This is a genomic window from Streptomyces sp. NPDC038200, assembly GCF_055600785.1.
In genome coordinates, this window is the sequence record NZ_JBVJYH010000002.1 from 414,065 (window position 1) to 439,789 (window position 25,725).

The following is a 25,725-nucleotide window of genomic DNA, read 5'->3' on the forward strand; positions in this document are numbered from 1 at the left end:
GGGCTCACGCCCGCCGTGCCTCAGCCGCGCCCGTGCGGGCGGTAGGGCCGCGGCAGCGCCAGACCACGGCCGGCCATGATCTGCCGCACGCGGTCGGGGTAGTCGATGATGATGCCGTCGACGCCCAGATCCATCAGCGCTCCGACCGTCGCCGGGTCGTCACACGTCCACGGCACCACCTTCAGCCCCCGGGCGTGCGCCTCCGCGACCATCGTCGCGTCGGAGTAGAACCGGAACCCGGGGTCGCCGACCTTGCCGGTCTGCGGGAAGCCGTAGTTGGGGGAGAGGGTCGTGACACCGGGCAGGGTCGCCGCCGCCCGGACGAAGTCGCCGCCGTAGTCGTCCGCGTCGATCCCGCCCAGCCACGGGGACGCGCCGGGCCAGCCGACCTGGAGGAAGTCGTAGTTCGTCAGCGCCACCAGCGGCCAGCTGGGCGCCAGCCGGTGCATCGCCTTCAGCGCGCCCCAGTCGAACGACTGGATCGTGACCTGCCGCTCGACGCCCGAGCGGTGGATCTCCTGGTACACCCGGCGCACGAACACCTCACGCGGCGCGGTCTGTTCGGGCGCGCCCGCCTCGACCTTTGTCTCGATGTTCAGCTTCACGCCCCAGGCGTGGTAGCTCCTCACCAGGTTCAGGACGTCCCTCAGCTCCACCATCCGGAACCCCTCGACGACCTCCTGCTCGGGGAAGCCGGGGGGTTGCCGGTAGCCGCAGTCCAGCGTCCTGATCTGTGCCAGAGTCAGGTCCTTGACGTACCTGCCGACGTACGGGTACATCGGGTCGCCGGCCGTGACGGGGCCGGTGTCCCTGCACTTGACGCCGCTGATCTGCCGGTCGTGGTTGACGACCACCTTCAGGTCCTTGGTGACCTGGGTGTCCAGCTCCAGCGTGGACACCCCGAGCCGCATCGCCTTGCCGAAGCCCTCCAGGGACTCCTCGGTGGTCATGCCGAGGCCGCCGCGATGGGCCTGGAGGTCGAAGCGGGTCTTCGCCGGGCCGCCCGGCGCCGCGTGCGCGGCCACCGGGGACAGCAGTGCCGGCAGGAGGGCCAGGCCGGCCAGCAGGCGCCGTACGGAGAGGCGTCGTGGGGGCAGGTGTCGTACGGGCATCGAAGTCCTCACTCGGGTCGAGGCGGGCGCGCCCGCCCGCCGTCAGGCGTTGGGGTCGAAGGAGATGCCCGACGGCATGGAGTGCGCCAGCGCGTACGAGAAGTCACCGTCCTTGATCTTGATCGTGGCGGCCCCGAAGTCGGCGCTCAGCAACTTCTCGCGGTAGCCCGCCGGATAGCCGTTCCAGCCGACCAGACGCGGAGAGAACCACCCGCCGGTCGCGTTCTCCGGCGGCTCGTCGCCCGTGCCGGCGAACCGGAAGCAATGGGTGGAGACGCCGTCCTTGTGGTAGACGATCTTCGGGTGGGTTCCGTCGAAGCGCACCGCGGAGGCGGCGGCCACCTGGTAGCCGCTGTGCTGTGACACCGAGACGTACTGGACCGCGTTGTCCTTGATCCACACCACGACGTGCTCCCAGTCGTGGGTGTGCCCGATCGCCGCGGGACCGAGGGTCGCCTGGTCCTTCTCGAAGTAGCTGGCGTACACCACCGCGCACCAGCCGTTGTTGCACTTCTCGCGCGAGTAGGTGTTGGCGTTGGCGAGCTGGGCGTAGTCGTGGCAGTGGCCGTTGACGTCACCGCCCAGCTTCAGGCCGGGGTTGATCGTGCCGTCGCTGCCGATCGCGGCGGTGGCGTAGCAGCCGTCGCCGTCGTAGTCGTAGGCGGGGGAGAAGGTCTGCTCCAGACCGTCGGCGTTCTGCGGCAGCAGCTGGAGGACGTTCGCGTCGGCGGTGCCGGGCGCGGTGAGGACGAGGGCGAGCGCGCCGAGGGCGGCGGCGAGCGCGGAGGTCAACTGACGCACGGGGGCTCCCTGTTGTCGAGGCGCCGCAGATTCTCGCAACGCCTCGCAGGGGTGGGCCACCCTTCGGACTGAACATTGCCGCACGGACAGTTGAACGCGCATGCGGCTCACCCGCGCATGCGGCTCACCCGGGCCGACCCTCACGCTCGCCGGGCGCTCACCCGCGCCGACCCTCACGCTCGCCGGGCGCTCACCCGCGCCGGTCCACCCGCTCGCCCGGCGCTCACCCGCGCCGGCGGCTCACCTTCGGCGGGCGCTCGCGGGTGCCGGGCGCTCGCGGGTGCCCGGCATTCACGGGTGCCGGTCGCTCAGGCGTGCCGGGGGGTGTCGGCGCGGCCGTGGTGGCGGCGGCGCTCGGTGGGGGTGCGGTGCAGGGCGATGAGCGCGGCGTCGTCGCCGAGCCGGCCGCCGACGTGGGCCAGCAGATCGCGCCGCAGATGGTGCATCAGCGCCTCGGGACTGTCGTCGGTCCACCGCGCCGCCCGGTCGGCGAGCGGGTAGAACCGGCCGCGCTCGTCCCGGGCCTCCACGACCCCGTCCGTGTAGAGCAGCAGCGTGTCACCCGGCTCGAAGGAGAACACGTCCAGCGTGTGCTCGGTGTCCCCGTGCACCCCGAGCGGCGGCGACGGATGCAGGCTCGGGACCGTCACGACGTGGCCCGGGCTCAGCAGCAGCGGCGGCGGGTGGCCGCAGCTGGTCATCCGGGTGATCGGATCGCGGTCCGGGATCTCCACGAGCAGCGCGGTGGCGAACCGCTCGCCCACCTCCTCCGGCGGATCGAGGTCGGCCGCGTAGCGGGTGATGCTCTGATCCAGCGACGCGGCCAGATCGGCCAGCTGGACGTGCCGGGGCGCACTCTCCCGGAACGCTCCGAGCAGCAGCGCCGCCTCGCCGATGGCGGGCAGGCCCTTGCCGCGGACGTCACCGATCAGGACGCGTACGGCGCCGTCGCACGCGGTCGTCGCGTACAGGTCCCCGCCGATCTGCGCCTCGTCCTCCGCGGCCAGGTACAGCGAGGCGATCCGCAGCGTGCCGATCTGCTCGGGCAGCGGCCACATCAGGACGTGCTGCGCGGCCTCGGCGACCGTGCGGACCTGGGCCAGCTGGGCCTGCCGGCGCTCGCGCAGCGCGCTGTAGAGGATCGTGAGCACCACGAGCACCGTGAGGGTGATGATCTGCACGATGTGGTTGGTGGTGCCGATCCCCCCGTGGTGGATGCCGATGAAGATCTGGGCGATCACCGCAAGCGCCCCGACGGCCGCGGTGGTCCGGGGGCCGGCGAAGGAGGGCGTGAGCGCGGGCGCGATCACCAGGGCCGGCCCGAGGTGGATGTCGTTGGGGGTCCGCAGATCGACCACCGTGATCACCACGATGAGCGCGACGGGGAACAGCAGCAGGGCGTGGACCGACTGCCACGGCTGCCGCCGCGGGCCCGCGGGGCCGCGCCGGAGTGTCATGCCTACAGCGTGCTCCAGGGCCCGTCGGGCGGCCACTCGCCGTCGGTCGGCGGAGACCGGGGAGAGGCGCACCGAAGAGGCGCACGTCACAGGGAAGAATTGGAACCGGGCATTCCGGGCGCCTCTTCGATTCCCGAATACCGGACAGTGATCACGTTGCCTTCGATCAATAGATCGACTAGCGTAATCTACCGTTCATATATCGGTCGGTTTGCTCTTTGGGCCTGCGAAATAAAGGCCCTTGAGGGGTGTTCTGAGGGGGCCTCAACCGATATCGCAGCATTTAGCGTGCTGTGTCATGACACAGACGGCGATGAGGCCGGATGCCCAGGACACGGCAACCGGCGACGGAGTGCGGGGCAAGGGCCTCGGCGGCAATTCCATCGGCCTGCTGGGCAGCGCGGTCATCGGTGTCTCCACCGTGGCCCCGGTCTACTGCCTCACCTCGACGCTCGGCTCCACCGCCGGGGAGGTCGGTCTGCACATGCCGGCCGTGTTCCTGGCCGGATTCCTGCCGATGCTGCTGGTCGCCTTCGCCTACCGGGAGCTGAACAAGGCGGTGCCCGACTGCGGCACCTCTTTCACCTGGACCGTCAGGGCGTTCGGCCCGCACGTCGGCTGGATGTGCGGCTGGGGCCTGGTCATCGCCACCGTGATCGTGCTGTCCAACCTCGCCGGGGTCGCCACCTCGTACTTCTGGCTGCTGGCCGGCGAGATCACCGGCAGCGGCACGGTCGCGGACCTCGACGCGAACAAGGCCGTGCACATCGGCACCTGCCTGGCGCTGATCGCCGCCGCCACCGCCGTCAGCTACCGCGGCATGACGACGACGAAGGGCGTGCAGTACGCGCTGGTCGGACTCCAGCTCGTGGTGCTCGCCCTCTTCGTCGCGATGGCTCTGCACCAGGCCCGCACCGGTGCCTTCCCCGGCCACGCCGACTTCTCCTGGTCCTGGCTGAACCCGTTCGCCGTGAAGTCCTTCGCGTCCTTCAGCGCCGGACTCTCCCTCTCGATCTTCATGTACTGGGGCTGGGACACCTGTCTGACCGCCAACGAGGAGACCATCGGCAGCGAGAAGACCCCCGGCCGGGCCGCCCTGATCGCCATGGTCGTCCTGGTCGGCTCCTACCTCACCACCGCCGTCGCCGCGCAGATGGCCGTCGGCTCCGGCACCGAGGGCCTGGGGCTGGCCGACCCGGACACCTCCGACAACGTCTTCGCCGCCCTGGCGGGCCCGGTCATGGGCCACGCCCTGGGCATCCTGCTGTTCGCCGCCGTGCTCGCCTCCGCCGCCGCCAGCCTGCAGACCACGTTCATCCCGGTCGCCCGCACGGTCCTCGCCATGTCGACCTACCAGGCCCTGCCCGCCTCCTACGCCCGTGTCCACGAACGGTTCCGCACCCCCGGCCGGGCCACCGTCACGGCCGGCGTGGCCACCGGCGTCTTCTACGCGGTCATGTCACTGCTCAGCGAGCACGTCCTGGTCGACACCATCTACGCGCTCGGCCTGATGATCTGCTTCTACTACGCCCTCACCGCGTTCGCCTGCGCCTGGTTCTTCCGCCGCGACCTCACCCGCTCCGCCCGTGACGCCCTCTTCAAGGGCCTCTTCCCGGTCCTCGGCGGCTCCCTGCTGACCGCCGTGTTCGGCAAGACGCTCCACGACATGTGGAACCCGGCCTACGGCAGCGGCTCCGCCGTCCTCGGGATGGGCTCCGTCTTCGTCATCGGGGTCGGCCTGCTGCTGCTCGGCGCGGTGATCATGCTGGTGATGCGGCGTCGCAGCCCGGCCTTCTTCCGCGGTCAGGTCCTCACCGCCGGAACCCCGGCGCTCGTCGTGGCGGACTGAACCTTTCCCGGGGCGCCGTGTCGCCGGCGGCGCGCCGGGTACCCGTGCACCCCCGGGGCCGCTCCGGCCGTCCGGGAGCGCAGGGTGCCGAACGGAGAGGTCATGACGCAGAACGGGGAGGAAACCGCGCCGCACCGGCGGCCGGAGGTAGCCGAACTCCGCCTCGCCATGGACGGGCCGGACCGGCTGGCGCCGGATCCGCCGGAACTGCCGCACGACCGCAGCCAGGCGATCCTGGAGGCCGCCAAGCAGATCGGCGCCCTTCTCAAACGGGCTGGCCATCCCTTCGCGCTGGCCGGGAGCGTGGCCGTCTACGCCCACGGGGGCAGCCGCTACCTCCAGCACGACGCCGACTTCGCCATCCTGCCCGACGACGCCGACACCGTGGCCGCCAGCCTGCGCGAGGCCGGTCTCGCCGTACGGACCCCGCCGGAGGACTGGCTGCTCAAGACCACCTGTCACGGGCAGAACGTCGACATCATCTTCGAGCTGGCGCACGAGCCCGTCACCCGGGACATGCTCGACCGGGCGCACGTCCTGCCCGTCGACTCCGTGCTCATGCCCGTCCTCTGCCCGACCGACCTGATCCGCAGCCTGATCAGCGCCTTCTCCGAGCACTACTGCGACTTCGGCTCGGTCCTTCCGGTGGCCCGCGCCGTGCGCGAGAAGGTCGACTGGGACGTGGTGCGGGAGACCTGCGGCGACGAACCCATGCCGGCCGCCTTCCTCTTCCTCCTCGAACGGCTGAACGTGATCGAACCCACGGAAGGGACGTCATGACCGACGCATCGTCGCCGCTCACACCGGCGGCAGAGAACCTGGACTACCGCGTCGCCCACCTCGCCGAGCACCTGGCCTCCGGGAACTGCGGGGAACTCGGCGTGCGGCTCGAACTGCGCGGCGAGACCGTCCTGCTCACCGGCACCGTGCCGTCCACCCAGTGCCGGGACGACATCCTGCGCACGGCCCGCGAGGAACTGGCCGGGCACCCGGTCCACAGCGACCTCCTCGTCGCCGGGACCACCTCGCCCGATCACGGAGAGGACCTCACATGATCCGCGTCGCGGCCGTCGGGGACATCCACATGGGGCCGGAGAGCCAGGGCACACTGCGCCCCTCGTTCGAGAAGCTGCCCGAGTGCGCCGACGTCCTGCTGCTCGCCGGCGACCTCACCCGGCACGGCACACCGGAGGAGGCCACGGTCGTCGCCCGGGAGATCAAGGACCTGGGCGTGCCCGTCGTCGCCGTACTCGGCAACCACGATCATCACGACGAGCGCCCCGAGGAGGTCACGGCGATCCTCCGGGACGCCGGTGCCCACGTCCTCGAAGGACAGGCCGCCGTCGTCACCTCCGACGACGCCCGGATCGGGGTCGCCGGGACCAAGGGCTTCGGCGGCGGCTTCGTCGGCCGCTGCGCCGGGGAGTTCGGCGAACCCCTCATGAAGGAGTTCGTCCGCTACACCCGCCGGTGCGCCGACGGCCTGCACGGCGCCCTGAAGAGCCTGGAGGAGGACGACTGCGACGTACGGATCGCGCTGACCCACTTCTCACCCGTCCCGGACACCCTGGCCGGGGAACCGCCGGAGATCTATCCGTTCCTCGGCAGCTACCTGCTGGCGGAGGCGATCGACACCGGCGGCGCCGACCTCGCCGTGCACGGCCACGCCCACGCCGGCACCGAGCACGGCATGACCAGCGGGGGCGTCCGCGTGCGCAATGTGGCCCAGCCGGTGATCGGGCAGGCCTTCCACGTGTACCACCTGCCCGGCCGGTCCGGCTGACGCCGGGCGGGACCCGTCAGGCCGCCGTGCCCAGGGCCTCGCGGCCGGTCACATCGCCGTCCTTCGCGGTCAGCATGAGCGGCACCGGTCCGCCGCGGCGGCGCACCAGCAGGCCGGCGCCGATCGATCCGGCGATCAGCAGCCCACCCGCGACCAGGGCGCCCCGCGCACCGGCCCACTCCATGAGCAGCCCCAGCAGGGGCGGCCCGCCGAGGCCCCACACCGTGCCGATGCTGGCCCACACCCCGAGCACCCGGCCGCGCAGATGCGGCGGCGGATCGGTCTGCAGCACGGCCGTACCGGCGGTGTCGGAGACGGATTCCACGATCGCCATCGGCAGCACCAGCACCAGCAGCACGGCCAGCGACGGCGACAGGCCCGCCACCACCTGGAGCAGGGCACCGGCCGCCGCGAGCAGACCCACGGTCCGCACCGACGGCTTGCGCAGCCGGGCGCCCAGGACCGCGCCGAGGATGCCGCCGACGGCCAGCACCGTGGAGACCGTGCCGAACGCCCCGGCGCCGCCCGCCAGCGGCCCGGTGACGAGGACGGCGAGGGTCAGGCCGTAGTTGCGGCCGAAGACGGAACTGATCCCGGTGATGCCCGCGAGGGCGACGAGGCGGGGCCTGCGGACGAAGAAGGACAGGCCCTCCCGCACGCTCATCTCCGCGCGCGCCGGAACCGCCCGCGGTGCGACGGCCGGCTCCTCGTCGGCCCCGGGAGCCGGCCGCAGGAACGGCACCACCGAGGCCACGAACAGGAACGACAGCCCGTTGGCGGCATACGCGGCGGAGGTGCCGAGGAAGCCGACGGTCACCCCGGCCAGGGCGGTGCCGGCCAGCCGGCCCGCGCTGTGCACCAGCGCGCCCACCCCGATGGCGGACGGTACGTCCGCGACGGGCACGAGATCGTTGCCGAGCAGGGCGCAGGCCGGCCCGTCGACGGTGGCGATGACGCCGGTCACGGCGGCCAGCACCATGAGCGCCGGCAGGTCGATCCGGTCCAGCGCCACCAGCAGGGCCGTCGTGAAGGCGACCGCGCCGAGCAGGGCCTGGCTGACGGCGACGGTCAGCCGGCGTGGCCAGCGGTCCACGGCCGCGCCCCCGAGCAGGCTCACGAACAGTGCGGGCGCCGCCTGGACGGACATCGACAGGCCGGTCGCCGCCGCCGAGCCCGTGATGTGCAGCACGAGCAGGTTCTGCACCGTGAGCTGCATCCACGTACCGGCATTGGAGACGAAGTTCGCCGCGGACCACCAGCGCATGCTCCGGTACCGCAGCGACCGCCACGGCGAACGCGAGACCGGGGTGGTGCTGGGCACGGACGGGGGCAGGGTGGAGGGAGAGGCAGAGGGCACAGAGGGGTACTCGACAACCGGGAAAGTCGGAGGGACCGGCGGGGCCCGTCGGGCCGGCTGCGCTGCACGGCCGGGGCCGCCTGGTCGGGGCGCCGCCCATGGTGGCAGACGGGACGGGGCAGCCGACGTGGCCGTCTCCGCCGCCCCGCTCCGGCAGCCCCGAAAGCGGCCCCGTCACACGGCAGTTGAGCCCCGCGTGGGGTTCCTCACAGGCCCCCTCTCCCCGCCCCCCCCCCGCGCCTGGTTGCACGGGGGCGACGAACCGGCCGACCGCGCCGAGCGAGACAGGCCGGCAGGGGCATCCCCCCGGACGACCGACGCCCCCCCGCCCCCGGTCACGCTCCGGCACGGCCGGTCACCGCTTCCCCCGCCTCGGCACCGAACCGGCCCTCGGGCGGAGAGCCGCGCCCCGCGGCTGCGGCCGCCGCTCTCCGCCCCTTCGGCGAAGCGGCGACCGCGGCACTCGCCTCTACGGTGTGGGGAGTACGGGCGCGCGGGGGCGCGGGGAAACCGCGGGGCCGGCCACGACGGACCCGGGCGCCCGACGGAGGAACCGCGGGCGCCCGACGCAGAAACGTCGGGCGCCCGGAGGAGTCCTCGGACGCCTGGAGGAGTTCGCGGGCGCCCGGGAGAGTCCTCGGACGCCCGACGGGGGAATCCCCGGGCGCGTCCGCGCTCCGGCTACCGATCGACCGTGCGCATGCCCGCCTCGTCGTACCTCTCGCCCGCCGCCTCCGGCAGCTCGGCGTCGATACGGGCCAGGTCGTCCTTGGTCAGCTCGATGCCGACCGCGGCGGCGTTCTGCTCCAGGTAGGTGCGGCGCTTGGTGCCCGGGATCGGCACCAGGTCGTCGCCCTGCGCCAGCACCCAGGCGATGGCCAGCTGGGCCGGGGTCACGCCCTTCTCCGCAGCGATCTCCTTCACCTTCTCCGCCAGCCGCAGGTTCGCCTTGAGGTTGGCGTCCGTGAAGCGGGGGTTGTTGCGGCGGAAGTCGTTCTCGTCCAGCTCGTCAGGCGAGGTGAAGCGTCCGGCGAGGAAGCCACGGCCCAGCGGCGAGTACGGCACGAAGCCGATGCCCAGCTCCCGGCAGACGGGCAGCACCTCGGCCTCCACGTCCCGCGTCCACAGCGAGTACTCGCTCTGCACCGCCGTGATCGGGTGCACCGCGTGCGCGCGCCGGATGGTCTCCGCGCCGGCCTCGCTCAGCCCGATGTGGCGCACCTTGCCCTCGGCGACCAGCTCGCCCAGCGCGCCCACCGTCTCTTCGATGGGCACGTTCGGGTCGACCCGGTGCTGGTAGTACAGGTCGATGCGGTCCGTGCCCAGCCGCTCCAGCGAGCCGTGGACCGAGCTGCGGACGTGCTCGGCCGAGCCGTCCTGCCGGCCGACCGAGTTCATGTCGCCGGGGACGGCGTCGTCCATGCGGTAGTTGAACTTCGTCGCGATCACGTATTCGTCGCGATGCCCGCGGATCGCCTCGCCGACCAGCGACTCGTTGGTGAGCGGGCCGTAGATCTGCGCGGTGTCGAGGAAGTCGATGCCGAGATCGAGGGCGCGCCGGATGGTCGCGACGCCCTCCTCCTGGTCGGCGGAGCCGTAGAAGGCGGACATCCCCATGCATCCGAGGCCGATGGCCGATACCTGGAGGTCCCGCAGACTGCGCTTCTGCATGGGGGGTCCTTTCGTGCACACTCGTCGGTCGTTCTCCGGGCGCGAGGGCCCTCTTCCATCTAGCGACGGATCGAGGCACCCGGCATCCCGTGGGGGAGCCGGGCGCGGGGGCCGGCGCGGTGTCTGCGACGCTACGAGTTGGAGCGCGCTCGAAGTCAAGGCGCGCCCCGTGCGGGACTACGGATTCAGCCGCACCGGAAGCTCGAACAGGTCGTTCTGCGTGACCACCGGCTTGTTGCGCAGCTCCGTGGCCGGCACCGCCAGATCCAGGCCGGGGAAGCGGGCGTACAGCGCGGGCAGTGCGACGCCCGCCTCCAGCCGGGACAGGGCGGCACCCGGGCACACGTGCGGGCCGTGGCCGAAAGATATGTGACGGTTCCTCGTCTCGCGGAAGACGTCGAACTCCCCGGCGCTCGGCCCGTGCGCGTTCTCGTCCCGGCCGATCGCCCCGTACGACACGATCAGCGCGTCCCCGGCCGGGATCACCTTGTCGCCGACCGGCACGTCCTCGGTCGCGAACCGGATCAGTACATGGGAGGTCGGGGTCGCGTACCGCAGCGTCTCCTCGATCACCGCCGCCCAGTCGGCCTCGCCCGACAGCACCCGGGCCCGCTGGCCGGGGTGGGCGGAGAGGTTCACCACGGCGTTGACGATCAGCGAGATCGTCGTCTCGTGGCCCGCCGCCACCATCAGCTGGAGCGTGGAGACGATCTCCTCGTCCGTGAGGCGGTCACCGTCCTCGGAGGCGAGGATCAGCGCGCTGGTGAGGTCGTCACCCGGTTCGGCCCGCTTGGCCGCCACCGTCTCGGCCATGATCTGCGCCAGCTCGGTGAGGGTCGCGACGACCTCCGCCGGCGGGGTCTGGGTGGAGAAGAACTTCTCGAACAGGACCTTCAGCCGGGGCAGCCGCGCCTCCTCGATGCCCATGAGGTCGGCGATGACGTACATGGGCAGCGGGTAGGCGAAGGCCGCCTTCAGGTCGACGGTCCCGTCGCCCGTGGGCAGTGCGTCGAGCAGGTCCTGGGTGAGCTTCTCGATCCGCTCCCGCATCCGCTCCACCCGGCGCGGGGTGAGCGCCTGCGCGACCAGGGTCCGCAGCCGGCGGTGGTCGGCGCCGTCCACCGTCAGCATGGAGCGCCCCGGGTTGGCCAGGCCGATCAGCGGCCAGTCCGCGGGGATCTCACCGCGCTGCCAGGCCCCCCACACGTTGATGTCCTTCACCAGCCGGGGATCGGTGAGCAGCGCCTTGGCCTCGGCGTGGTGGGTGACGGCCCACACCGGGACACCGCCCGGCAGTTCCACGGCGGCGAGCGGTCCGGCCGCCCGCAGCGCCGCGCTCTCGGCGTCCAGGTCGCTGACGAAGGGGTCCAGGGCGATGCGGGGTGCTTCGGTACCGTTCGTCATCGTGACGTGCCTCCCAGGGCAGGGGTCGGGGGTACTGCGCCGGTGCGTCGGTGGGGGCGACGCGCGTTCAGAGGACGGGTACGGGAGTGAAGCGGACGGGCAGCCGGGTCAGTCCCCTGAGCCAGGGCGAGGGCCGGCGGGTGAGGGAGTCCGCGGGTACGGCCAGGTCGATGTCCGGCAGCCGGTCCAGGACCACCTCGATGCCGGTCCGCGCGATCACCTCGGCGATCTCCTGCGCGGGGAACGGGCAGCGGTGCTCGCCGTGACCGAAGGAGAAGTGCGCGTTGTTGCCGCCGGTCAGCGCGGACCCGTCGGTGCGCACCTGCGGATCGGAGTTGGCCCCTTGGAGGCCGAGCAGCAGCAGGTCGCCGGCCCGGACGTGCCGGCCGCCGAGGTGCGTGTCGCGGGCGGCCCAGCGGCCCGCCACGTTCTGTGTGGGCGTGTCCTCCCACAGCACCTCGTTCATCGCCTCGGCGACACTGTTCCGGCCGCCGAACAGGGAGGCGGCGAACCGGTCGTCGGTCAGCATCAGGCGGAGCGAGTTCCCGATCCAGTCGGCGGTCGGCTGGTGCCCGGCCGCCATCATCACCATCAGGTCCTGCGCGATCTCCTCGTCGCCGAACCCGCTCTCGTCCGCGAGCATCCGGGAGACCACGTCGTCCGCGGGCTCCTTCTTCCGGTCCGCGAGCAACTGGCCCATGGAACCGGCCAGGTGGGCCTGCCCGGCCAGCGCGCGCTCCCGGCCGTCGATCATGTCGTTGAGGGCGGTGACCAGTCCCGGACCGTCCTCGTCCGGGAAGCCGAACAGCCGCGCCAGGACCCGCACCGGCAGCAGCATCGCGTACTGCGCGATCAGATCCGCCTCGCCCGCGGCGCACAGCGCGTCGATCAGCTCGTCCGCGAACCGCTCGGCGTGGCGGCGCAGTTCGAACGGGTCCACCGACTCCAGCGCGTTGCTGATCATCGCGGCGCGCTGCCGGTGCCGCTCGCCGACCGTGTAGAGGATCGAGGGCTGCTTGTGGCCGATCATCGGCAGCAGCGGCCAGTCCGCGGGGATGTTCTCCCACTGGTTCCACAGGTCCGAGTCCCGGCTGAACAGCACGGGATCGCCGGTCACCTGGTGCAGTTCCCGGTAGCCGAGGACCAGCCAGGCCGGGATGCCGCCGTCGAGCAGGACCGGGACCACGGCTCCGTGGTCGCGGCGCATCTCCCGGTACAGACGGGCGGGTTCGGTCTGGAACCGGGGGCCGCCGAGCGGGACGGCGTCGGGGGTGGTCACACGAACTCCTGTCGGGGCAGGCCCGCCCGCGCGAGCGGGTCGGCGTACCGGTTCTTCACATGCTGCACCAGCGTGATCAGGACCTGCTTGGCCGACTCCCGGGAGCGGGCGTCGCAGTCGACCAGCGGCACCTGCGGATCGAGGTCGAGGGCCTCGCGGACGTCCGTGCCGGCCCGGACCGGGCCGCCGAAGTCGTTGCAGGCCACGATGAACGGCGTACCGTGCTGTTCCAGGCGGTCGATGGCGTACCAGGAGTCGTCGATGCGCCGGGTGTCGACCAGGACGACCGCGCCGAGCGTGCCGGAGAACAGCCGGTCCCACAGGAACCAGAACCGCTCCTGGCCCGGTGCGCCGAACAGATACAGCACGTTGCGCAGGTCGAGGCTGATCCGGCCGAAGTCGAAGGCGACGGTGGTGGCGGACTTGCCGCGCACCTGGCCGATGTCGTCGACCGTCGCACCCGCCTGCGTCATCGTCTCCTCGGTGTTGAGGGGACGGATCTCGCTGACCGAGCGGACCAGCGTGGTCTTGCCGACGCCGAAACCGCCCACCACCACGATCTTGAAGCCCTGGTCGGCGGAGGCACCCAACGGGGTGCGCGCGTCAGAGGTTGCGGAGTCCAACGAGCACCTGCTCCAGAATGTCGGGGTCGGTTATGGCCGGCCTGCGCGGATGACGGGCGCTCACCCGGCCCGCCGCCAACAGGTCGGACAGCAGCACCTTGGTGATGCCGACGGGCAGCCGCAGCTCGGCGGCGATCTCCGCCACCGAGGTGGGGAACCGGGTCAGCTTCAGGATCGCCACATGCTCCGACTGCATGCCGGCCACCGGGTCCGACTCGGCCACCACGAGGGTGACCAGGTCGAACGGGTCGTCGGGGCTGGACCGGCTGCGTCCCTGGGTGATGGTGTACAGCCGGTCGGGGGCGTCGTCCCGGCCCGGACGGTTCATGCCCGGTCGGCTCATGACGTGCGGGGCAGAGCGGTCAGGTACGCGCCGAGCTGCTCCACCAGTTCGCTCATGTTGTGCCCGACCACGCCCGCGTCCGCGTCCTCGGTGGTGATCACGGCCAGATGCGCGCCCGCGCCCGCCTCCACGATGAACAGCACACCGCCGTAGAACTCCGTCATCGCCGAGCGCACCCCGCCGCTGCCGTCGCCGAACTCCATGGACGCCCCGTGCGACAGCGACTGGATGCCCGCGGCGATCGCGGCCAGCTGGTCGGCCTGGTCGACGCTCAGCTCCGGTGTGCGGCACAGCTTCAGCCCGTCCCGGGACAGCACCAGCGCGTGTCGGGTGCCGGGGGTCCTCTCCAGCAGGCCCTCCAGGAGCCAGGTGAGCTTGTCGTCGGCGGTGGTCGGGCCGGTCATGAAGTGGTGTCGCCTTCCGGGTGCGCGTGCGGGTGGGAGGGGGCGGGGGAGCTGTGCTCACCGGCCCCGGGCGAAGGGTGGCCGCCGGGCCGGCTGTCCGGCGCGGTGCCCGGCGGAGGGACGGCGGCCCGGTCGTGCGGTGCCGGCGCGTGCGAGGGGTCGGGTGAGAGGGCCCGGTCGTCCGGTGCCGGCGCGTGCGACGGCTCGGGTGCGGGGCCGTCCTGCGCCGGGGCCACGGCCGGTGCGGACGGGCGCACGGCCTGGCGGAAGCTGCTGAACCGGGCGGCGCGGGTCTTGGCCTCGTCGGTGCCCGGCGCGGTGCGGGGCGCGGCACCGTCCGGCGCGGACCGGCCCCGTTCGGCCGCGGCGAGCGTACGGCCCCGGCGCCGCTTGGGCAGCCCGGCCGGGCCTTCCTCCGGCGGCGCGGTGGTCTCGTGGAGCGGAGCGGCGTCCACGGCGTCCGGGGACTGCGCGGGCGCGGCGCTCTCCGGGCGCGGGGCCGCGGCGGCCGGTTCGGCCGGGGCGGGGCTGGTGAGGATGTCCTGCGGGACGAGCATCAGCACACCGGTGCCGCCGCGGGCCGACGGCCGGAACGACACCTTGAGCCCGTGCTTGCGGGCCAGCCGGCCCACCACGGCGAGCCCCAGCCGGGTGCCGGTCAGCCCGCCCAGCTCGGCGACGTCACCGGAGACCGCCCGCTCGGCGCGGCGCAGTTGCACCTCGCCCATCACCAGTCCGCTGTCCTCCACGGACACGATGACCCCGGCCGGCACCTCTTCGACGTAGACATGGACCTCGGCGGTGGGCGGCGAGAAGTTCGCCGCGTTGTCGAGGAGTTCGGCGAGCGCGTGCATCACGCCTTCGGCGGCGTGCCCGGCGACCGCGGTCTCGCTGACCGAGTGCACCCGCACCCGCCGGTAGCCGGCGATCCGGCCCATCGCGCCGCGCAGGATCGACTCCATCGCGATCGGTCGCGCCCACCGGCGGCCCGAACGCGCCCCGGTGAGCACCGCGATGGAGTCCGCGAGCCGGCCGGCCTGGGCGGTCCGGTGGTCGAGATGGAGCAGGTCGGCGAGGACGTCCTCGTCGGTGTGGCGGTCCTCCATCGCGCGCAGGTCGGCGAGGGTGGCCGTGGCGAGGGCCTGCATCCGGGCGGCGGTGTTGGAGGTCGCGGAGATCGCGGCGGCCCGGTCCCGCCGGGCCCGCTCCCACTCGTCCGTGAGCCGGGCGTTCTCCCGCCGGAGCCGGTCCAGCTCCCGCGTGCCCTCCTCCTCCAGGCGGGCCCGCTCGGCGGCGAACGACTCCGTGAACTCCGTGCGCTGCTGGGCGAGTTCGTCGATGAGCCGCTGCTGCTCCCGGCGGGCCTCCTCGGTCGTACGGGCCTGCTGCTGGAGCAGCCGTCCGACGTCCTGGGTCACACCCTCCAGCCGGCGCCGGGCGTCGCGTGCCGTCTGCCTCGTGTGCGCGGCCGTGGCCACCGCCGCGCTGAGCAGGATCGCGGCGGCGGCCCCGCCCGAGGCGAGCGGGGTGCGCACCGACCCCGGCGCCACCGCGACGGCCGCACAGACCAGGAGTGCCGACAGCACACCGGTCACGGCGAAGGCGGAAACGAACGTACGGAGGGAAGGTCGGTCGCCGGGATGCGTGGGCGCGGTCATCGGTCCGGTCTGGTCCTCGCGGCAGAAACGGCTGGGTGGGGGCTGGCAGAAGCGTTCGGATGGTGAGACGTGACACTGGGTGGTGAACTGGCGGTCACTATACGAGAGTTCGTGATCGAAACGGAAAGGTTCCGCTTTACTTCCCGTAACAGGGTGGCCATATCGGCCTGTTGGTCATGAAGGGGATGACTCGGACATGCCGGTTCCGTCCCCCCGGTGCCTGCCGCCGGGAGGCCGGAACGGGAGGACGGAACCACGCGGGCGCGGGTTGCCTCCCGGCCCCGGATTCCCGGGCCGTACGCCTGTGGGTCTTCCCACACGGGCGCGCATCCGCGACGGATCTTGACGCCCGTCGCGCGGCTCGCTGAACTGTTTCCGGCAGGGGGCCGCGATCCGTCCGCCCGCACGACGGCGCCCGAGACGGACGGGCGACGGACGAACGCCTCGCCCGGCCCGACCGCCGGGAGCGGGGCGAAGGGGGGCGATGCGCATGACGGGGGAGCCGCGGGCCACGGACTGCCGTGCCTCATGACCGCTGACGGGCGCACCGAGACGGCCGCCGGCGGGTGCACCGAGACGACCGCCGGCGGGCGCACCGGGTGGCTCGGCGCGCGGCTCGCACGGTGCGCCCGCTTCACCGGGCGCACCCTGCGGGCCGAGTGGCACGCCGTCCTCGTCGACCCGGTGCGGCAGCTCGCGCGACGCGGACTGTCCGGACTGCTGCTGGCGTTCGTCGCCGCGTCCGGCGTCGTCCTCTGCCACGACATCGCCCAGCACCCCGGCGGAGCGCTCTGGGTGCGGCGCCTCGGTGGCGTCCAGGCCGACCTCCCGCTGTGGCTGTCCCTGCTGCGCACCCCCGTCTCGCTGTACGTCCCCGCACTCGACCTGCCCGTCTGGGCCGGCATCACCCAGCTGTTCCTCGCCTTCGCCCTCGCCGAACTGACCCTGGGCCGGGCCCGGACCCTGCTGATCGCCTACGCCACCACCCTGGCCGGCACCCTCACCGCGCGCCTGATGGTCGCCATGGGGCCCGGCTGGTGGGGGTTCGGGCTGCCGCCCGAGGCCGGGCGGGTCCTGGACACCGGGCCCTCCGCGGCCGTCGTGGGCCTGTTCACCTATCTCTCGGTGGTCCGGCGCGCGCCCGTGGTGTTCACGCTGACCGGCGGCTCGATGGTGTGGGAGTCCGTCGCCGTGCCCAACCTGGCCGGGCGCGAGCACCTGATCGCCGTGGCCACGGCGATCGTCCTCGGGCTCCTGCACGGCCGACGTGAGCGACGCGGGGCCTCTGTGCGCTCCCCGCGGCCCGGGAGGCGGCCCCGGGCCGCCTCCGCACCCGTGCCGGCGACACCCGCAGCCGCACCCGCGGACCCGCAGGAAGGCGTCCGCGCGGCCCTCGCCACGCCCCGCCGGTCTTCACCGCCCCGGTCCGCCCCCGATTCCGAACAGATCCGGGCGGTGCCGGACGGCGTGCCCCTGTGGCGCCGCCCACCCTGTCAATGTGATGGTTTTCGCACATCGACCCGTGCGGGCACCCCCTAAGGTGGCCGCGAGTACGGCAGGGCGTGGCTGACACCAGGGTGTTCGTCGCCGGCAGGCAGCTGAAGGGAATCCAGGATGTTCCGCAAGGTGCTGGTCGCCAACCGTGGAGAGATCGCGATCCGCGCGTTCCGGGCGGGCTACGAACTAGGCGCGCGCACCGTCGCCGTGTTCCCGCACGAGGACCGCAACTCGCTGCACCGGCTCAAGGCCGACGAGGCGTACGAGATCGGGGAACCGGGACATCCGGTGCGAGCCTATCTCTCCGTGGAGCAGATCGTGGGGGCCGCCCGCCGGGCGGGCGCCGACGCCGTCTACCCGGGATACGGCTTCCTCTCCGAGAACCCCGAACTGGCCCGCGCCTGCGAGGAGGCGGGCATCACCTTCGTCGGCCCGAGCGCCGCCACCCTGGAGCTGACCGGCAACAAGGCCCGCGCGGTCGCCGCCGCCCGCGCGGCGGGCGTGCCCGTCCTCGGCTCCTCCGCGCCCTCCACCGACGTGGACGAACTGGTGCGCGCCGCCGAGGAGATCGGCTTCCCCGTCTTCGTCAAGGCGGTCGCGGGCGGCGGAGGGCGCGGCATGCGCCGGGTGGAGGACCCGGCCCAGCTGCGCGAGTCCATCGAGGCCGCCTCCCGCGAGGCCGCGTCCGCGTTCGGCGACCCGACCGTCTTCCTGGAGAAGGCCGTCGTCGAGCCTCGCCACATCGAGGTGCAGATCCTCGCCGACGGCGAGGGCAACGTCATCCACCTCTTCGAGCGCGACTGTTCGCTGCAGCGCCGCCACCAGAAGGTCATCGAGCTGGCGCCCGCCCCCAACCTGGACCCGGAGCTGCGCGACCGGATCTGCGGCGACGCCGTCCGCTTCGCCCGTGAGATCGGCTACCGCAACGCCGGCACCGTCGAGTTCCTGCTCGACCGCGACGGCAACCACGTCTTCATCGAGATGAACCCGCGCATCCAGGTCGAGCACACCGTGACCGAGGAGGTCACCGACGTCGACCTGGTCCAGGCCCAGATGCGCATCGCCTCCGGCGAGACCCTCGCCGACCTCGGCCTCTCCCAGGACACCGTCACCCTGCGCGGCGCCGCCCTCCAGTGCCGTATCACCACCGAGGACCCCGCCAACGGCTTCCGTCCGGACACCGGCCGGATCAGCGCCTACCGCTCCCCGGGCGGTTCCGGCATCCGGCTCGACGGCGGCACCACCCACGCGGGTACGGAGATCAGCGCGCACTTCGACTCCATGCTGGTCAAGCTCACCTGCCGGGGCCGCGACTTCCACGCCGCCATCGGCCGGGCCCGGCGCGCGGTCGCCGAGTTCCGCATCCGCGGTGTCGCCACCAACATCCCGTTCCTCCAGGCGGTCCTGGACGACCCCGACTTCCAGGCGGGCCGGGTCACCACCGCCTTCATCGAGCAGCGCCCGCACCTGCTGACCGCCCGTCACTCCGCGGACCGCGGCACCAAGCTGCTCACCTACCTCGCCGACGTCACCGTCAACAGGCCGCACGGCGAACGCCCCGACCTGCTCGACCCGCTGGCCAAGCTGCCGGCGAGCCCCGCCGGTGAACCGCCCGCCGGCTCCCGCCAGCTCCTGGTGGACCTCGGCCCGGAGGGCTTCGCCCGGCACCTGCGCGAGTCGCCGACCATCGGCGTCACCGACACCACCTTCCGCGACGCCCACCAGTCCCTGCTCGCCACCCGGGTGCGCACCAAGGACCTGCTCGCCGTCGCCCCGGTCGTCGCCCGCACGCTCCCGCAGCTGCTCTCCCTGGAGTGCTGGGGCGGCGCCACCTACGACGTCGCGCTGCGCTTCCTCGCCGAGGACCCGTGGGAGCGGCTCGCCGCGCTGCGGGAGGCGGTCCCGAACATCTGCCTCCAGATGCTGCTGCGCGGACGCAACACCGTCGGCTACACCCCGTACCCGACCGAGGTCACCGACGCCTTCGTCCAGGAGGCCGCCGCCACCGGCGTCGACATCTTCCGTATCTTCGACGCCCTCAACGACGTCGGCCAGATGCGCCCCGCCATCGAGGCCGTACGCGAGACCGGCACGGCGATCGCCGAGGTCGCCCTCTGCTACACCGGCGACCTGGGCGACCCGGCGGAGCGGCTCTACACCCTCGACTACTATCTGCGCCTCGCCGAGCAGATCGTCGACGCCGGTGCCCACATCATCGCGATCAAGGACATGGCCGGCCTGCTGCGCGCCCCGGCCGCCGCGAAGCTCGTGACGGCGCTGCGCCGCGAGTTCGACCTGCCGGTCCACCTGCACACGCACGACACCGCGGGCGGCCAGCTCGCCACCTATCTCGCCGCGATCCAGGCCGGTGCCGACGCGGTCGACGGCGCGGTGGCCTCCATGGCCGGTACCACCTCCCAGCCGTCGCTGTCCGCGATCGTCGCGGCCACCGACCACTCCGACCGGCCCACCGGCCTGGACCTCCAGGCGGTCGGCGACCTGGAGCCGTACTGGGAGGGCGTCCGGAAGATCTACGCCCCGTTCGAGGCGGGCCTCGCCTCCCCGACCGGCCGCGTCTACCACCACGAGATCCCCGGCGGCCAGCTGTCCAACCTGCGCACCCAGGCCGTCGCCCTCGGCCTCGGCGACCGCTTCGAGGACATCGAGGCGATGTACGCCGCCGCCGACCGGATCCTCGGCCGCCTGGTCAAGGTGACCCCGTCCTCCAAGGTGGTCGGCGATCTGGCCCTCCATCTCGTCGGCGCCGGCGTCTCCCCGGACGCCTTCGAGGCGACCCCCGACAAGTTCGACATCCCGGACTCGGTGATCGGCTTCCTGCGCGGCGAGCTGGGTACCCCGCCCGGCGGCTGGCCGGAGCCGTTCCGCACCAAGGCGCTCCAGGGCCGGGGCGCGCCCAAGCCCGCCCCCGAGCTGTCCGCCGAGGACCGCGACGGCCTGCAGAAGGACCGCCGGGCCACCCTCAACCGGCTGCTGTTCCCCGGCCCGACCCGGGAGTTCGACACGCACCGGCAGAGCTTCGGCGACACCAGCGTGCTGGACAGCAAGGCGTTCTTCTACGGCCTGCGCCCCGGCAAGGAGTACGCGGTCGACCTGGACCCCGGGGTCCGGCTGCTGATCGAGCTGCAGGCGATCGGCGAGGCCGACGAGCGCGGTATGCGCACCGTGATGTCCACGCTCAACGGCCAGCTGCGGCCCATCCAGGTCCGCGACCGGGGCGCCGCCTCCGACATCCCGGTGACGGAGAAGGCCGACCGCGCGAACCCCGGCCATGTCCCGGCCCCCTTCGCCGGTGTGGTGACCCTGGCCGTCAGCGAGGGCGAGGAGGTGGCGGCCGGCGCCACGATCGCCACCATCGAGGCGATGAAGATGGAAGCCACGATCACCGCCCCGAAGGCGGGGCGTGTCTCCCGGCTGGCCATCAACCGGATCCAGCAGGTGGAGGGCGGGGACCTACTGGTGGAGCTGGTCTGACGGCAGCGCCAGGCGCTTCGCGTAGTCCCGCATCAGGAGCCGGCCGAGCTGCTTGACCGCCGTGGCGCGCAACTCCTCGTGCGCGAAGCGGAACCGCGGCTCGGCCGGCCCCTCGTCCTCGCGCACGGTGAGCAGGCGTCCGATCCCGCCCCGGAGCATCGTCTCCAGCCGGTAGGGCGCCTGGCCCGTGAGCCGGGCGAGGTCCGACCTGGTGAGCCCCTCGGGGCTGGCCGCGAGCAGGCCGACCACCTCCTGATGGTCGGTGCTCCCCGTCAGTACGGCGAACAGCTCGTTGAAGGCCGTCCGGGAGACGTCCCGGACCGAGGCCGACGGGGCGAGCACACGCACCCGGCAGGTGCGCAGCGGGTGGTCGGCCGGAACGTCGTCGGGCAGGGCGACCCGCCGGCCGGCGACGAGCACCCGCAGGCCGGCGTCCGGCTGGTGCGGCAGCAGCGAGGCGATGCTGGGCAGACCGGTCCCCGGTCCCCGGTCCTCGTCCAGGCCGTCCACCAGGAGGAGAAGCAGCCGGCCGTCGGCGCGGGCCCGCGCCGACGCACGGTTCAGCAGGCGACGGCGCAGCTGGTCCCGCGCACCGGAGTGCATGGTGGCGGTCGAGGGCGCGGACTCGCCGAGCGCGTAGGCGAGTTGCTCGACGAGCGTGTCGGTGAAGGCGAGGCTGTCGGCATGGCCCGCGAGGCGCAGCGTGGCGAAGAACGCCACGACGTCGACATCGGCAGGCGGGCGCGACGCGAAGGAGGAGAGCAGCGCGGTCTTGCCCGACCAGGGGGCACCCTGCCACAGCGCGTACGGCTCGTCCCCGTGGCAGAACGCGGCCAGCTCGGCCAGTTCCGCGTCCCGGTCCCGCAGTTCCGGGGGAGCCAGGCCACGGACGTGGTCCAGATACGGGGCCACCCGGTCGGCTTCCCGGGCCGGAACCTCCTGCGGCGCGAACTGCCGCAGCCCGAGCAGCGAGGCCAGTCGCGCCACGTTCTCGGGTGAACCCTCCAGGACGCGCTCGATCCGGGCTGCTGCCAGGCGGCCGGGGCCGTCGGGGACGTGGTGCCTGGTGATGACGCCGACGATGCGGCCCTCGGCCCACACCGGCGCACCCGCGAGGCCGGCCCAGGGGGACGTGCCGTGGTCGGACGATGCGCTCGGCGCGGCGTCCACCGTGACCTCCAGAGTGCCGCTGCGCAGGTTGGACAGACTGGAGGCGGTACCGAAGTGATGCGCCAGATCCCTGAAGCCGAGACCGCCCGGTTCCCCTCGGCGCGTCTTGTAGGCGGGGAAGCCGGCCGATTCCACCGTCACCACGACGGGCCGACGGGTGATGCGGCCGTAGCGCACCGGGGGGACGACGGGAGCGTGGCTGGGTGCGTCGAAGCGCAGGACGGCGATGTCCGCGGTGTCGTCCACCCATGCGACGGTTGCCGGGGCGCTCCACTCGTTCTGGTGGTCGGCTTGCAGCCGGACAGTGATGGGGGACCCGTCTCGCACCACGTGACCCGCGGTCAGCACGCAGTCGTTCGTGACGCGATAGCCCGAACCCCTGCGTCTCCTCCCCTCGGGGGTCCCGACCAGGACTTCGGCGATGCGCTCCGCGTCCAAGTGCTGCGAATGGCTGAGACCGGCGGCCTCCGCTCGCGTCGGCGGAGCCGCCTCCCGGTCCTCCGCCGCCGTCGGGAAGATGGTGACCGTGATCATGCCGTGCCGGATGACGACCACCGGTTCCGGCGAACCCACGGTCTGGCAGTCCACGACCGACCGGGGCAGCCCCGCTCCCACCGATTCGACCAGCTTCACCCAGGTGAGGAGCCGCGCCAGGCGGAAGTTGCGGGGCTGTGACTGGCCTTCCAGGGCACTGAGCCGTACCTGGCCGTCGGGCAGCCCCGAGGGAGCGCTCCAGGTGCCGGGGCTGATCACCTCGATCCGGTCGTCGAAGACGTGGACCTGGACGCAGGCGTCCTGTTCGGCGTAGTCGCGGTGGACGACCGCGTTGGCGATGATCTCCCGCACCGCGATCATGGGATAGCGGTAGGTGCGCTCGCTGTACGCGCTGGAGGCGGTGGGGGACTCGCCGAGCAGGGCAGAACCCGCCACGAAGTCCCGGGCCATGACGATCAGTTCGGGAACCGTCCCGTGGAGGTCGACGCTCTCCACGGGATCGGTCTTGCGGGTGCCGCGGAACCGGACGCAGCGCACCATCGCCGTGGGGAGCAGCGCCGTCGGGTTCTGCCCGAACAGCAGCACTCCGGCGAGCGTGGGCCGGCCGTCCGTCAGCAGCCCGGCCCGCTGCAGGAACTCGCCCGACGTCAACTGGTGCGGCAGGGTGGCCGCCATGTCGTCCCGCAGGTCACGGCGGAACGCTTCGATGCGCTGCTCGCTGAGCGCCGCGCCGGCCGCGACGTCGTCGAGGGAAACGGAGCGAGGTCCGGGGCGAGGGGCGGGGCCGGCGTTCGCGGGTTGGTCCCGGCGCGGCCGGGGGAGGTCCGGCTCCTCGGCCGACGGCTCCCGGCGGGCGATGGGCACCGCGCCCGCGCCGTCGAACTTGCGGTGCGGTGTGTGGCCGTCGAACCTGACCTGCGCGAGATGGGTGAAGAGGTCGTCCAGGTCGACTCTTTGGTCGGCGTTGCGGTCGACGGCCTGGGTGAGCAGACCGTCGACCAGCGCGCGGGTGAAGGGGCTCGGCTCGCCGCGTGCCGCGGCGTCGGCCGCCTGGTCCGTCGCCGAGGCGGCGGCGAGCACGTAGCGGCCCTCGCCGGACAGCTCGTCGAGGACGCCGTCGTCGCCCTTGAAGTTTCCGCTGAAGCAGCAGTCCAGGATGACGATCTTCACCTGGGCGAAGCTGGCGGCGATCACCTCCGACAACAGCGACCCCGGGAGCGTGGAGGCGGGCAGTCGGTCGGTTCTGGTGTTGCCCGCGCACAGATAGAGCCGCCGGTTACGGTTGCGGCCGTGACCGCTGTAGTAGAACAGCAGCGTGTCGTCCGGCTCGGCGGTGCTGAAGAACTCGTCGACCGCCTCGACGATCTCGGCGGAGTCGGCCTCGGGCAGCAGGCGTACCTCGCTGCGGTCGAAGAGACCGGCCGACCGGTCCGTGAGCGCGTCGCGCAGCAGGATGCCGTCCGCCTTCGGGCCCTGCAGTTCGGGCAGGGCGCCCGGGTCTCGGGGATACCGTGAGTTGCATACGATCAAGGCCCGGTACATGCAATTCCTCGGCGCAGGCTACGGGTTGGCGGCTGGCGGCCAGCTTATGCAGTGCCCGCAGGGCTCACCAGCCGTTCGCCGCCGGCCGGACCGGCCGGCGGCGAACGGCCTGCGACGGCTATCCCCGGCCGAGGAGGTGCCGCAGGCGGGCGAGGTGGAGGTTCGGGTCGCGCCGGGTGGCGGAGGCGGAGCTGGGCACGTAGACGGTCCGGCCGCGCACGGCCACGGAGGTCGGGTTGGACAGGCCGTCCTGTGCGGTGAGCAGGGGCGCGACGGTGCCGTCCGAGCGCACCAGGACGACCTTGCTGTCCGAGTTCAGCGCGGCCAGCACGCTCCTGCCGTTTCCGGGGAACGCGAAGTCGTCGATGCCGTCGAGCCCGTCGGCCCGTGTCTCGACGGTGCCGGCGGTGCCGTCCGGGGCGACGGGGATGCGCAGCAGCGTGCCCCGGTCGGTGTTGGAGACCCACACGGCGTCCCGGCGGACCTTGATGCCGTTGGCGCCGCGGCCGGAGGCGGTCGGCGCCTGGAGCGGAGCCAGCTCCGTCGCCGTCGCCCAGGCCGTGGCCGTGCCGCCCGCCTGCGGTACGCGCCAGACGGTGCCGCGCACCGAGTCGGCCGCGTAGAGCACGCCACGGCGCTCGTCCAGGGCCAGTCCGTCGGGCAGCCCGTCGGCGGGCAGCGCGGCGATCCGCTCGGGTGCGCCGCCGTCGGGGGAGAGACGCCAGATGCCGGTCTCGCTGGTGCCGGTGGCGTAGTTGACGTACAGGGTGCCGTCGTGGGCGCGGGCGATGCCGGTGACGACGGCGCTGTGGACGAGCGGGGTGGCCGGGTGCGCCACGTCGGGCAGGGTCGCGCGGACCCGGGTGCCGCCGTCGGGGGTGACATGGGCGACCTGGCGGGCGAAGGCGAAGGTCAGGTCGGCGGAGCCGTCGGGGTCGAGCGCGATGTTCTCGGGCGTCTGCCCGGCGGCGAGGTCGAAGTGGGCGACGACGCGCGCATCGGTGACGAGCGACTCGTCTCCGGTCGCGGGGGCGGCGGTGACCAGGCCGAGCGCGAGCGCGGCCGTGGCGGCGCCGGTCAGGCGGGGGACTCGGGGCATGTGACCTCTTCTCGGACGGCGCGCGAGGCGCCGGCGTGCGGGGTCACACCAACATGACGGGGTCCGGGTCGCCGGTGGCGGGAGCCGGGGCCGCGGGTTCGCCCGCGCGGACCACCGTCCCACGCCGTACGAGGCACGGCCGGGTGCCGCCGGGCCGGGTCGTCAGTCCCAGAGCGGGTAGCTCATGATCTGCTGGTAGCCGTCCGGACGGGCACCGGGGTAGGTGAGGCTCATCTGGCTGAAGCGCTGGAACTCCGGATGCTTCTTCCAGATCTTCGGGCCGCCCAGCCGGACGGTCACCGGGTACGCGTGGAAGGTGCCGGCCGCGCAGTACGGCTTGCAGTCGTTGACCATGTTCACGCCCACGGCGGTCGCCCCTCCCGGACTCCACCTGTCCCAGTGGAGCCCGGTGAGGCGACTGTTGCCGTCGCCGCAGGCCAGGAGGAAGTCGTCGGGGCGGACGGTGCGATGCCACAGGCAGTCGACGAGGACGGGCTGCGACGTGGTGGTGCGGGGAGGCGTCGTCGCCTTGGCCGGCGCACTGGCCGTCGCCGTGGTCATGGCCGCTGTCAGCAGGACTCCTGCCGCAAGCGTGACCGCCGTTCCCCTCACTGATCCGCGCATGGCCGCTCCCACTGTCGTGCCGTGTCCGACCGCGTGTCCTCGACGCTACGACCGTCCCGCCGTTT

General features: G+C 72.9%; 20 protein-coding genes. 6 read left to right on the forward strand and 14 right to left on the reverse strand.

All coding sequences use genetic code 11. From position 1 onward, the window contains the following. Positions 1–20: 20 nt before the first annotated feature. From ACZ7KF_RS06845 to ACZ7KF_RS06855, 3 genes are all read right to left on the reverse strand, one after another. A complete protein-coding gene (locus ACZ7KF_RS06845; RefSeq protein WP_471069883.1) occupies positions 21–1,112 on the reverse strand; it encodes a glycerophosphodiester phosphodiesterase family protein in 1,092 nt (363 codons plus the stop codon). Positions 1,113–1,154: 42 nt separating this feature from the next. Then, a complete protein-coding gene (locus ACZ7KF_RS06850) occupies positions 1,155–1,913 on the reverse strand; it encodes an NPP1 family protein (RefSeq protein ID WP_471069884.1) in 759 nt (252 codons plus the stop codon). Between the two features lie 308 nt (positions 1,914–2,221). Then, the gene (locus ACZ7KF_RS06855) at positions 2,222–3,370 is read right to left on the reverse strand and encodes a PP2C family protein-serine/threonine phosphatase (protein WP_471069885.1); all 1,149 of its coding nucleotides are present in this window, start codon (positions 3,368–3,370) and stop codon (positions 2,222–2,224) included. A 298-nt stretch (positions 3,371–3,668) separates the two neighbouring features. Between ACZ7KF_RS06855 and ACZ7KF_RS06860 the strand changes: the two genes are divergently transcribed. From ACZ7KF_RS06860 to ACZ7KF_RS06875, 4 genes are all read left to right on the forward strand, one after another. Continuing rightward, positions 3,669–5,219, forward strand: coding sequence for an APC family permease (locus tag ACZ7KF_RS06860; protein WP_471069886.1), 1,551 nt, complete (start codon positions 3,669–3,671; stop codon positions 5,217–5,219). Between the two features lie 102 nt (positions 5,220–5,321). Then, complete coding sequence (locus ACZ7KF_RS06865) at positions 5,322–5,999, forward strand: nucleotidyltransferase family protein (RefSeq protein ID WP_471069887.1); 678 nt, start codon at positions 5,322–5,324, stop codon at positions 5,997–5,999. Further along, positions 5,996–6,274, forward strand: coding sequence for a BON domain-containing protein (locus ACZ7KF_RS06870; protein ID WP_471069888.1), 279 nt, complete (start codon positions 5,996–5,998; stop codon positions 6,272–6,274). Before ACZ7KF_RS06865 ends, ACZ7KF_RS06870 begins: the two co-directional genes overlap by 4 nt. Continuing rightward, a complete protein-coding gene (locus ACZ7KF_RS06875; protein WP_471069889.1) occupies positions 6,271–7,002 on the forward strand; it encodes a metallophosphoesterase family protein in 732 nt (243 codons plus the stop codon). The genes ACZ7KF_RS06870 and ACZ7KF_RS06875 overlap by 4 nt, the downstream gene beginning before the upstream one ends. 16 nt (positions 7,003–7,018) lie before the next feature. Here the strand turns inward: ACZ7KF_RS06875 and ACZ7KF_RS06880 are convergent, their stop codons facing one another. The 8 genes from ACZ7KF_RS06880 to ACZ7KF_RS06915 all read right to left on the reverse strand — a co-directional run bounded on the left by ACZ7KF_RS06880 (position 7,019) and on the right by ACZ7KF_RS06915 (position 15,741). Continuing rightward, the gene (locus ACZ7KF_RS06880) at positions 7,019–8,266 is read right to left on the reverse strand and encodes an MFS transporter (RefSeq protein WP_471070030.1); all 1,248 of its coding nucleotides are present in this window, start codon (positions 8,264–8,266) and stop codon (positions 7,019–7,021) included. Positions 8,267–9,040: 774 nt separating this feature from the next. After that, positions 9,041–10,030: an aldo/keto reductase gene (locus ACZ7KF_RS06885; RefSeq protein ID WP_471069890.1), complete on the reverse strand. Its 990-nt coding sequence runs from the start codon at positions 10,028–10,030 to the stop codon at positions 9,041–9,043. 177 nt (positions 10,031–10,207) lie between these two features. Beyond that, positions 10,208–11,434: a cytochrome P450 family protein gene (locus tag ACZ7KF_RS06890; protein WP_471069891.1), complete on the reverse strand. Its 1,227-nt coding sequence runs from the start codon at positions 11,432–11,434 to the stop codon at positions 10,208–10,210. 67 nt (positions 11,435–11,501) lie between these two features. After that, complete coding sequence (locus tag ACZ7KF_RS06895) at positions 11,502–12,713, reverse strand: cytochrome P450 (protein ID WP_471069892.1); 1,212 nt, start codon at positions 12,711–12,713, stop codon at positions 11,502–11,504. Next, positions 12,710–13,336, reverse strand: a complete 627-nt coding sequence (locus ACZ7KF_RS06900; protein WP_471069893.1) for a GTP-binding protein — start codon at positions 13,334–13,336, stop codon at positions 12,710–12,712. Before ACZ7KF_RS06900 ends, ACZ7KF_RS06895 begins: the two co-directional genes overlap by 4 nt. Then, entirely contained in the window at positions 13,317–13,664 is a 348-nt protein-coding gene (locus ACZ7KF_RS06905; RefSeq protein ID WP_471069894.1) for a DUF742 domain-containing protein, read from the reverse strand. The genes ACZ7KF_RS06900 and ACZ7KF_RS06905 overlap by 20 nt, the downstream gene beginning before the upstream one ends. A gap of 11 nt (positions 13,665–13,675) precedes the next feature. Next, the gene (locus tag ACZ7KF_RS06910) at positions 13,676–14,083 is read right to left on the reverse strand and encodes a roadblock/LC7 domain-containing protein (protein ID WP_471069895.1); all 408 of its coding nucleotides are present in this window, start codon (positions 14,081–14,083) and stop codon (positions 13,676–13,678) included. Next, positions 14,080–15,741, reverse strand: a complete 1,662-nt coding sequence (locus ACZ7KF_RS06915) for a sensor histidine kinase (protein ID WP_471069896.1) — start codon at positions 15,739–15,741, stop codon at positions 14,080–14,082. Before ACZ7KF_RS06915 ends, ACZ7KF_RS06910 begins: the two co-directional genes overlap by 4 nt. Positions 15,742–16,269: 528 nt before the next feature. Here ACZ7KF_RS06915 and ACZ7KF_RS06920 point away from each other — a divergent pair. Both ACZ7KF_RS06920 and ACZ7KF_RS06925 read left to right on the forward strand, forming a co-directional pair. Beyond that, entirely contained in the window at positions 16,270–17,280 is a 1,011-nt protein-coding gene (locus ACZ7KF_RS06920) for a hypothetical protein (protein WP_471069897.1), read from the forward strand. A gap of 75 nt (positions 17,281–17,355) precedes the next feature. Then, entirely contained in the window at positions 17,356–20,730 is a 3,375-nt protein-coding gene (locus ACZ7KF_RS06925) for a pyruvate carboxylase (protein ID WP_471069898.1), read from the forward strand. Here ACZ7KF_RS06925 and ACZ7KF_RS06930 read toward each other — a convergent pair. The 3 genes from ACZ7KF_RS06930 to ACZ7KF_RS06940 form a co-directional block, all read right to left on the reverse strand. Next, the gene (locus ACZ7KF_RS06930; protein WP_471069899.1) at positions 20,710–23,925 is read right to left on the reverse strand and encodes a caspase, EACC1-associated type; all 3,216 of its coding nucleotides are present in this window, start codon (positions 23,923–23,925) and stop codon (positions 20,710–20,712) included. The genes ACZ7KF_RS06925 and ACZ7KF_RS06930 overlap by 21 nt on opposite strands. A gap of 130 nt (positions 23,926–24,055) precedes the next feature. After that, complete coding sequence (locus tag ACZ7KF_RS06935; RefSeq protein ID WP_471069900.1) at positions 24,056–25,036, reverse strand: SMP-30/gluconolactonase/LRE family protein; 981 nt, start codon at positions 25,034–25,036, stop codon at positions 24,056–24,058. Positions 25,037–25,198: 162 nt separating this feature from the next. Further along, complete coding sequence (locus tag ACZ7KF_RS06940) at positions 25,199–25,660, reverse strand: hypothetical protein (RefSeq protein WP_471069901.1); 462 nt, start codon at positions 25,658–25,660, stop codon at positions 25,199–25,201. Positions 25,661–25,725 lie beyond the last annotated feature (65 nt).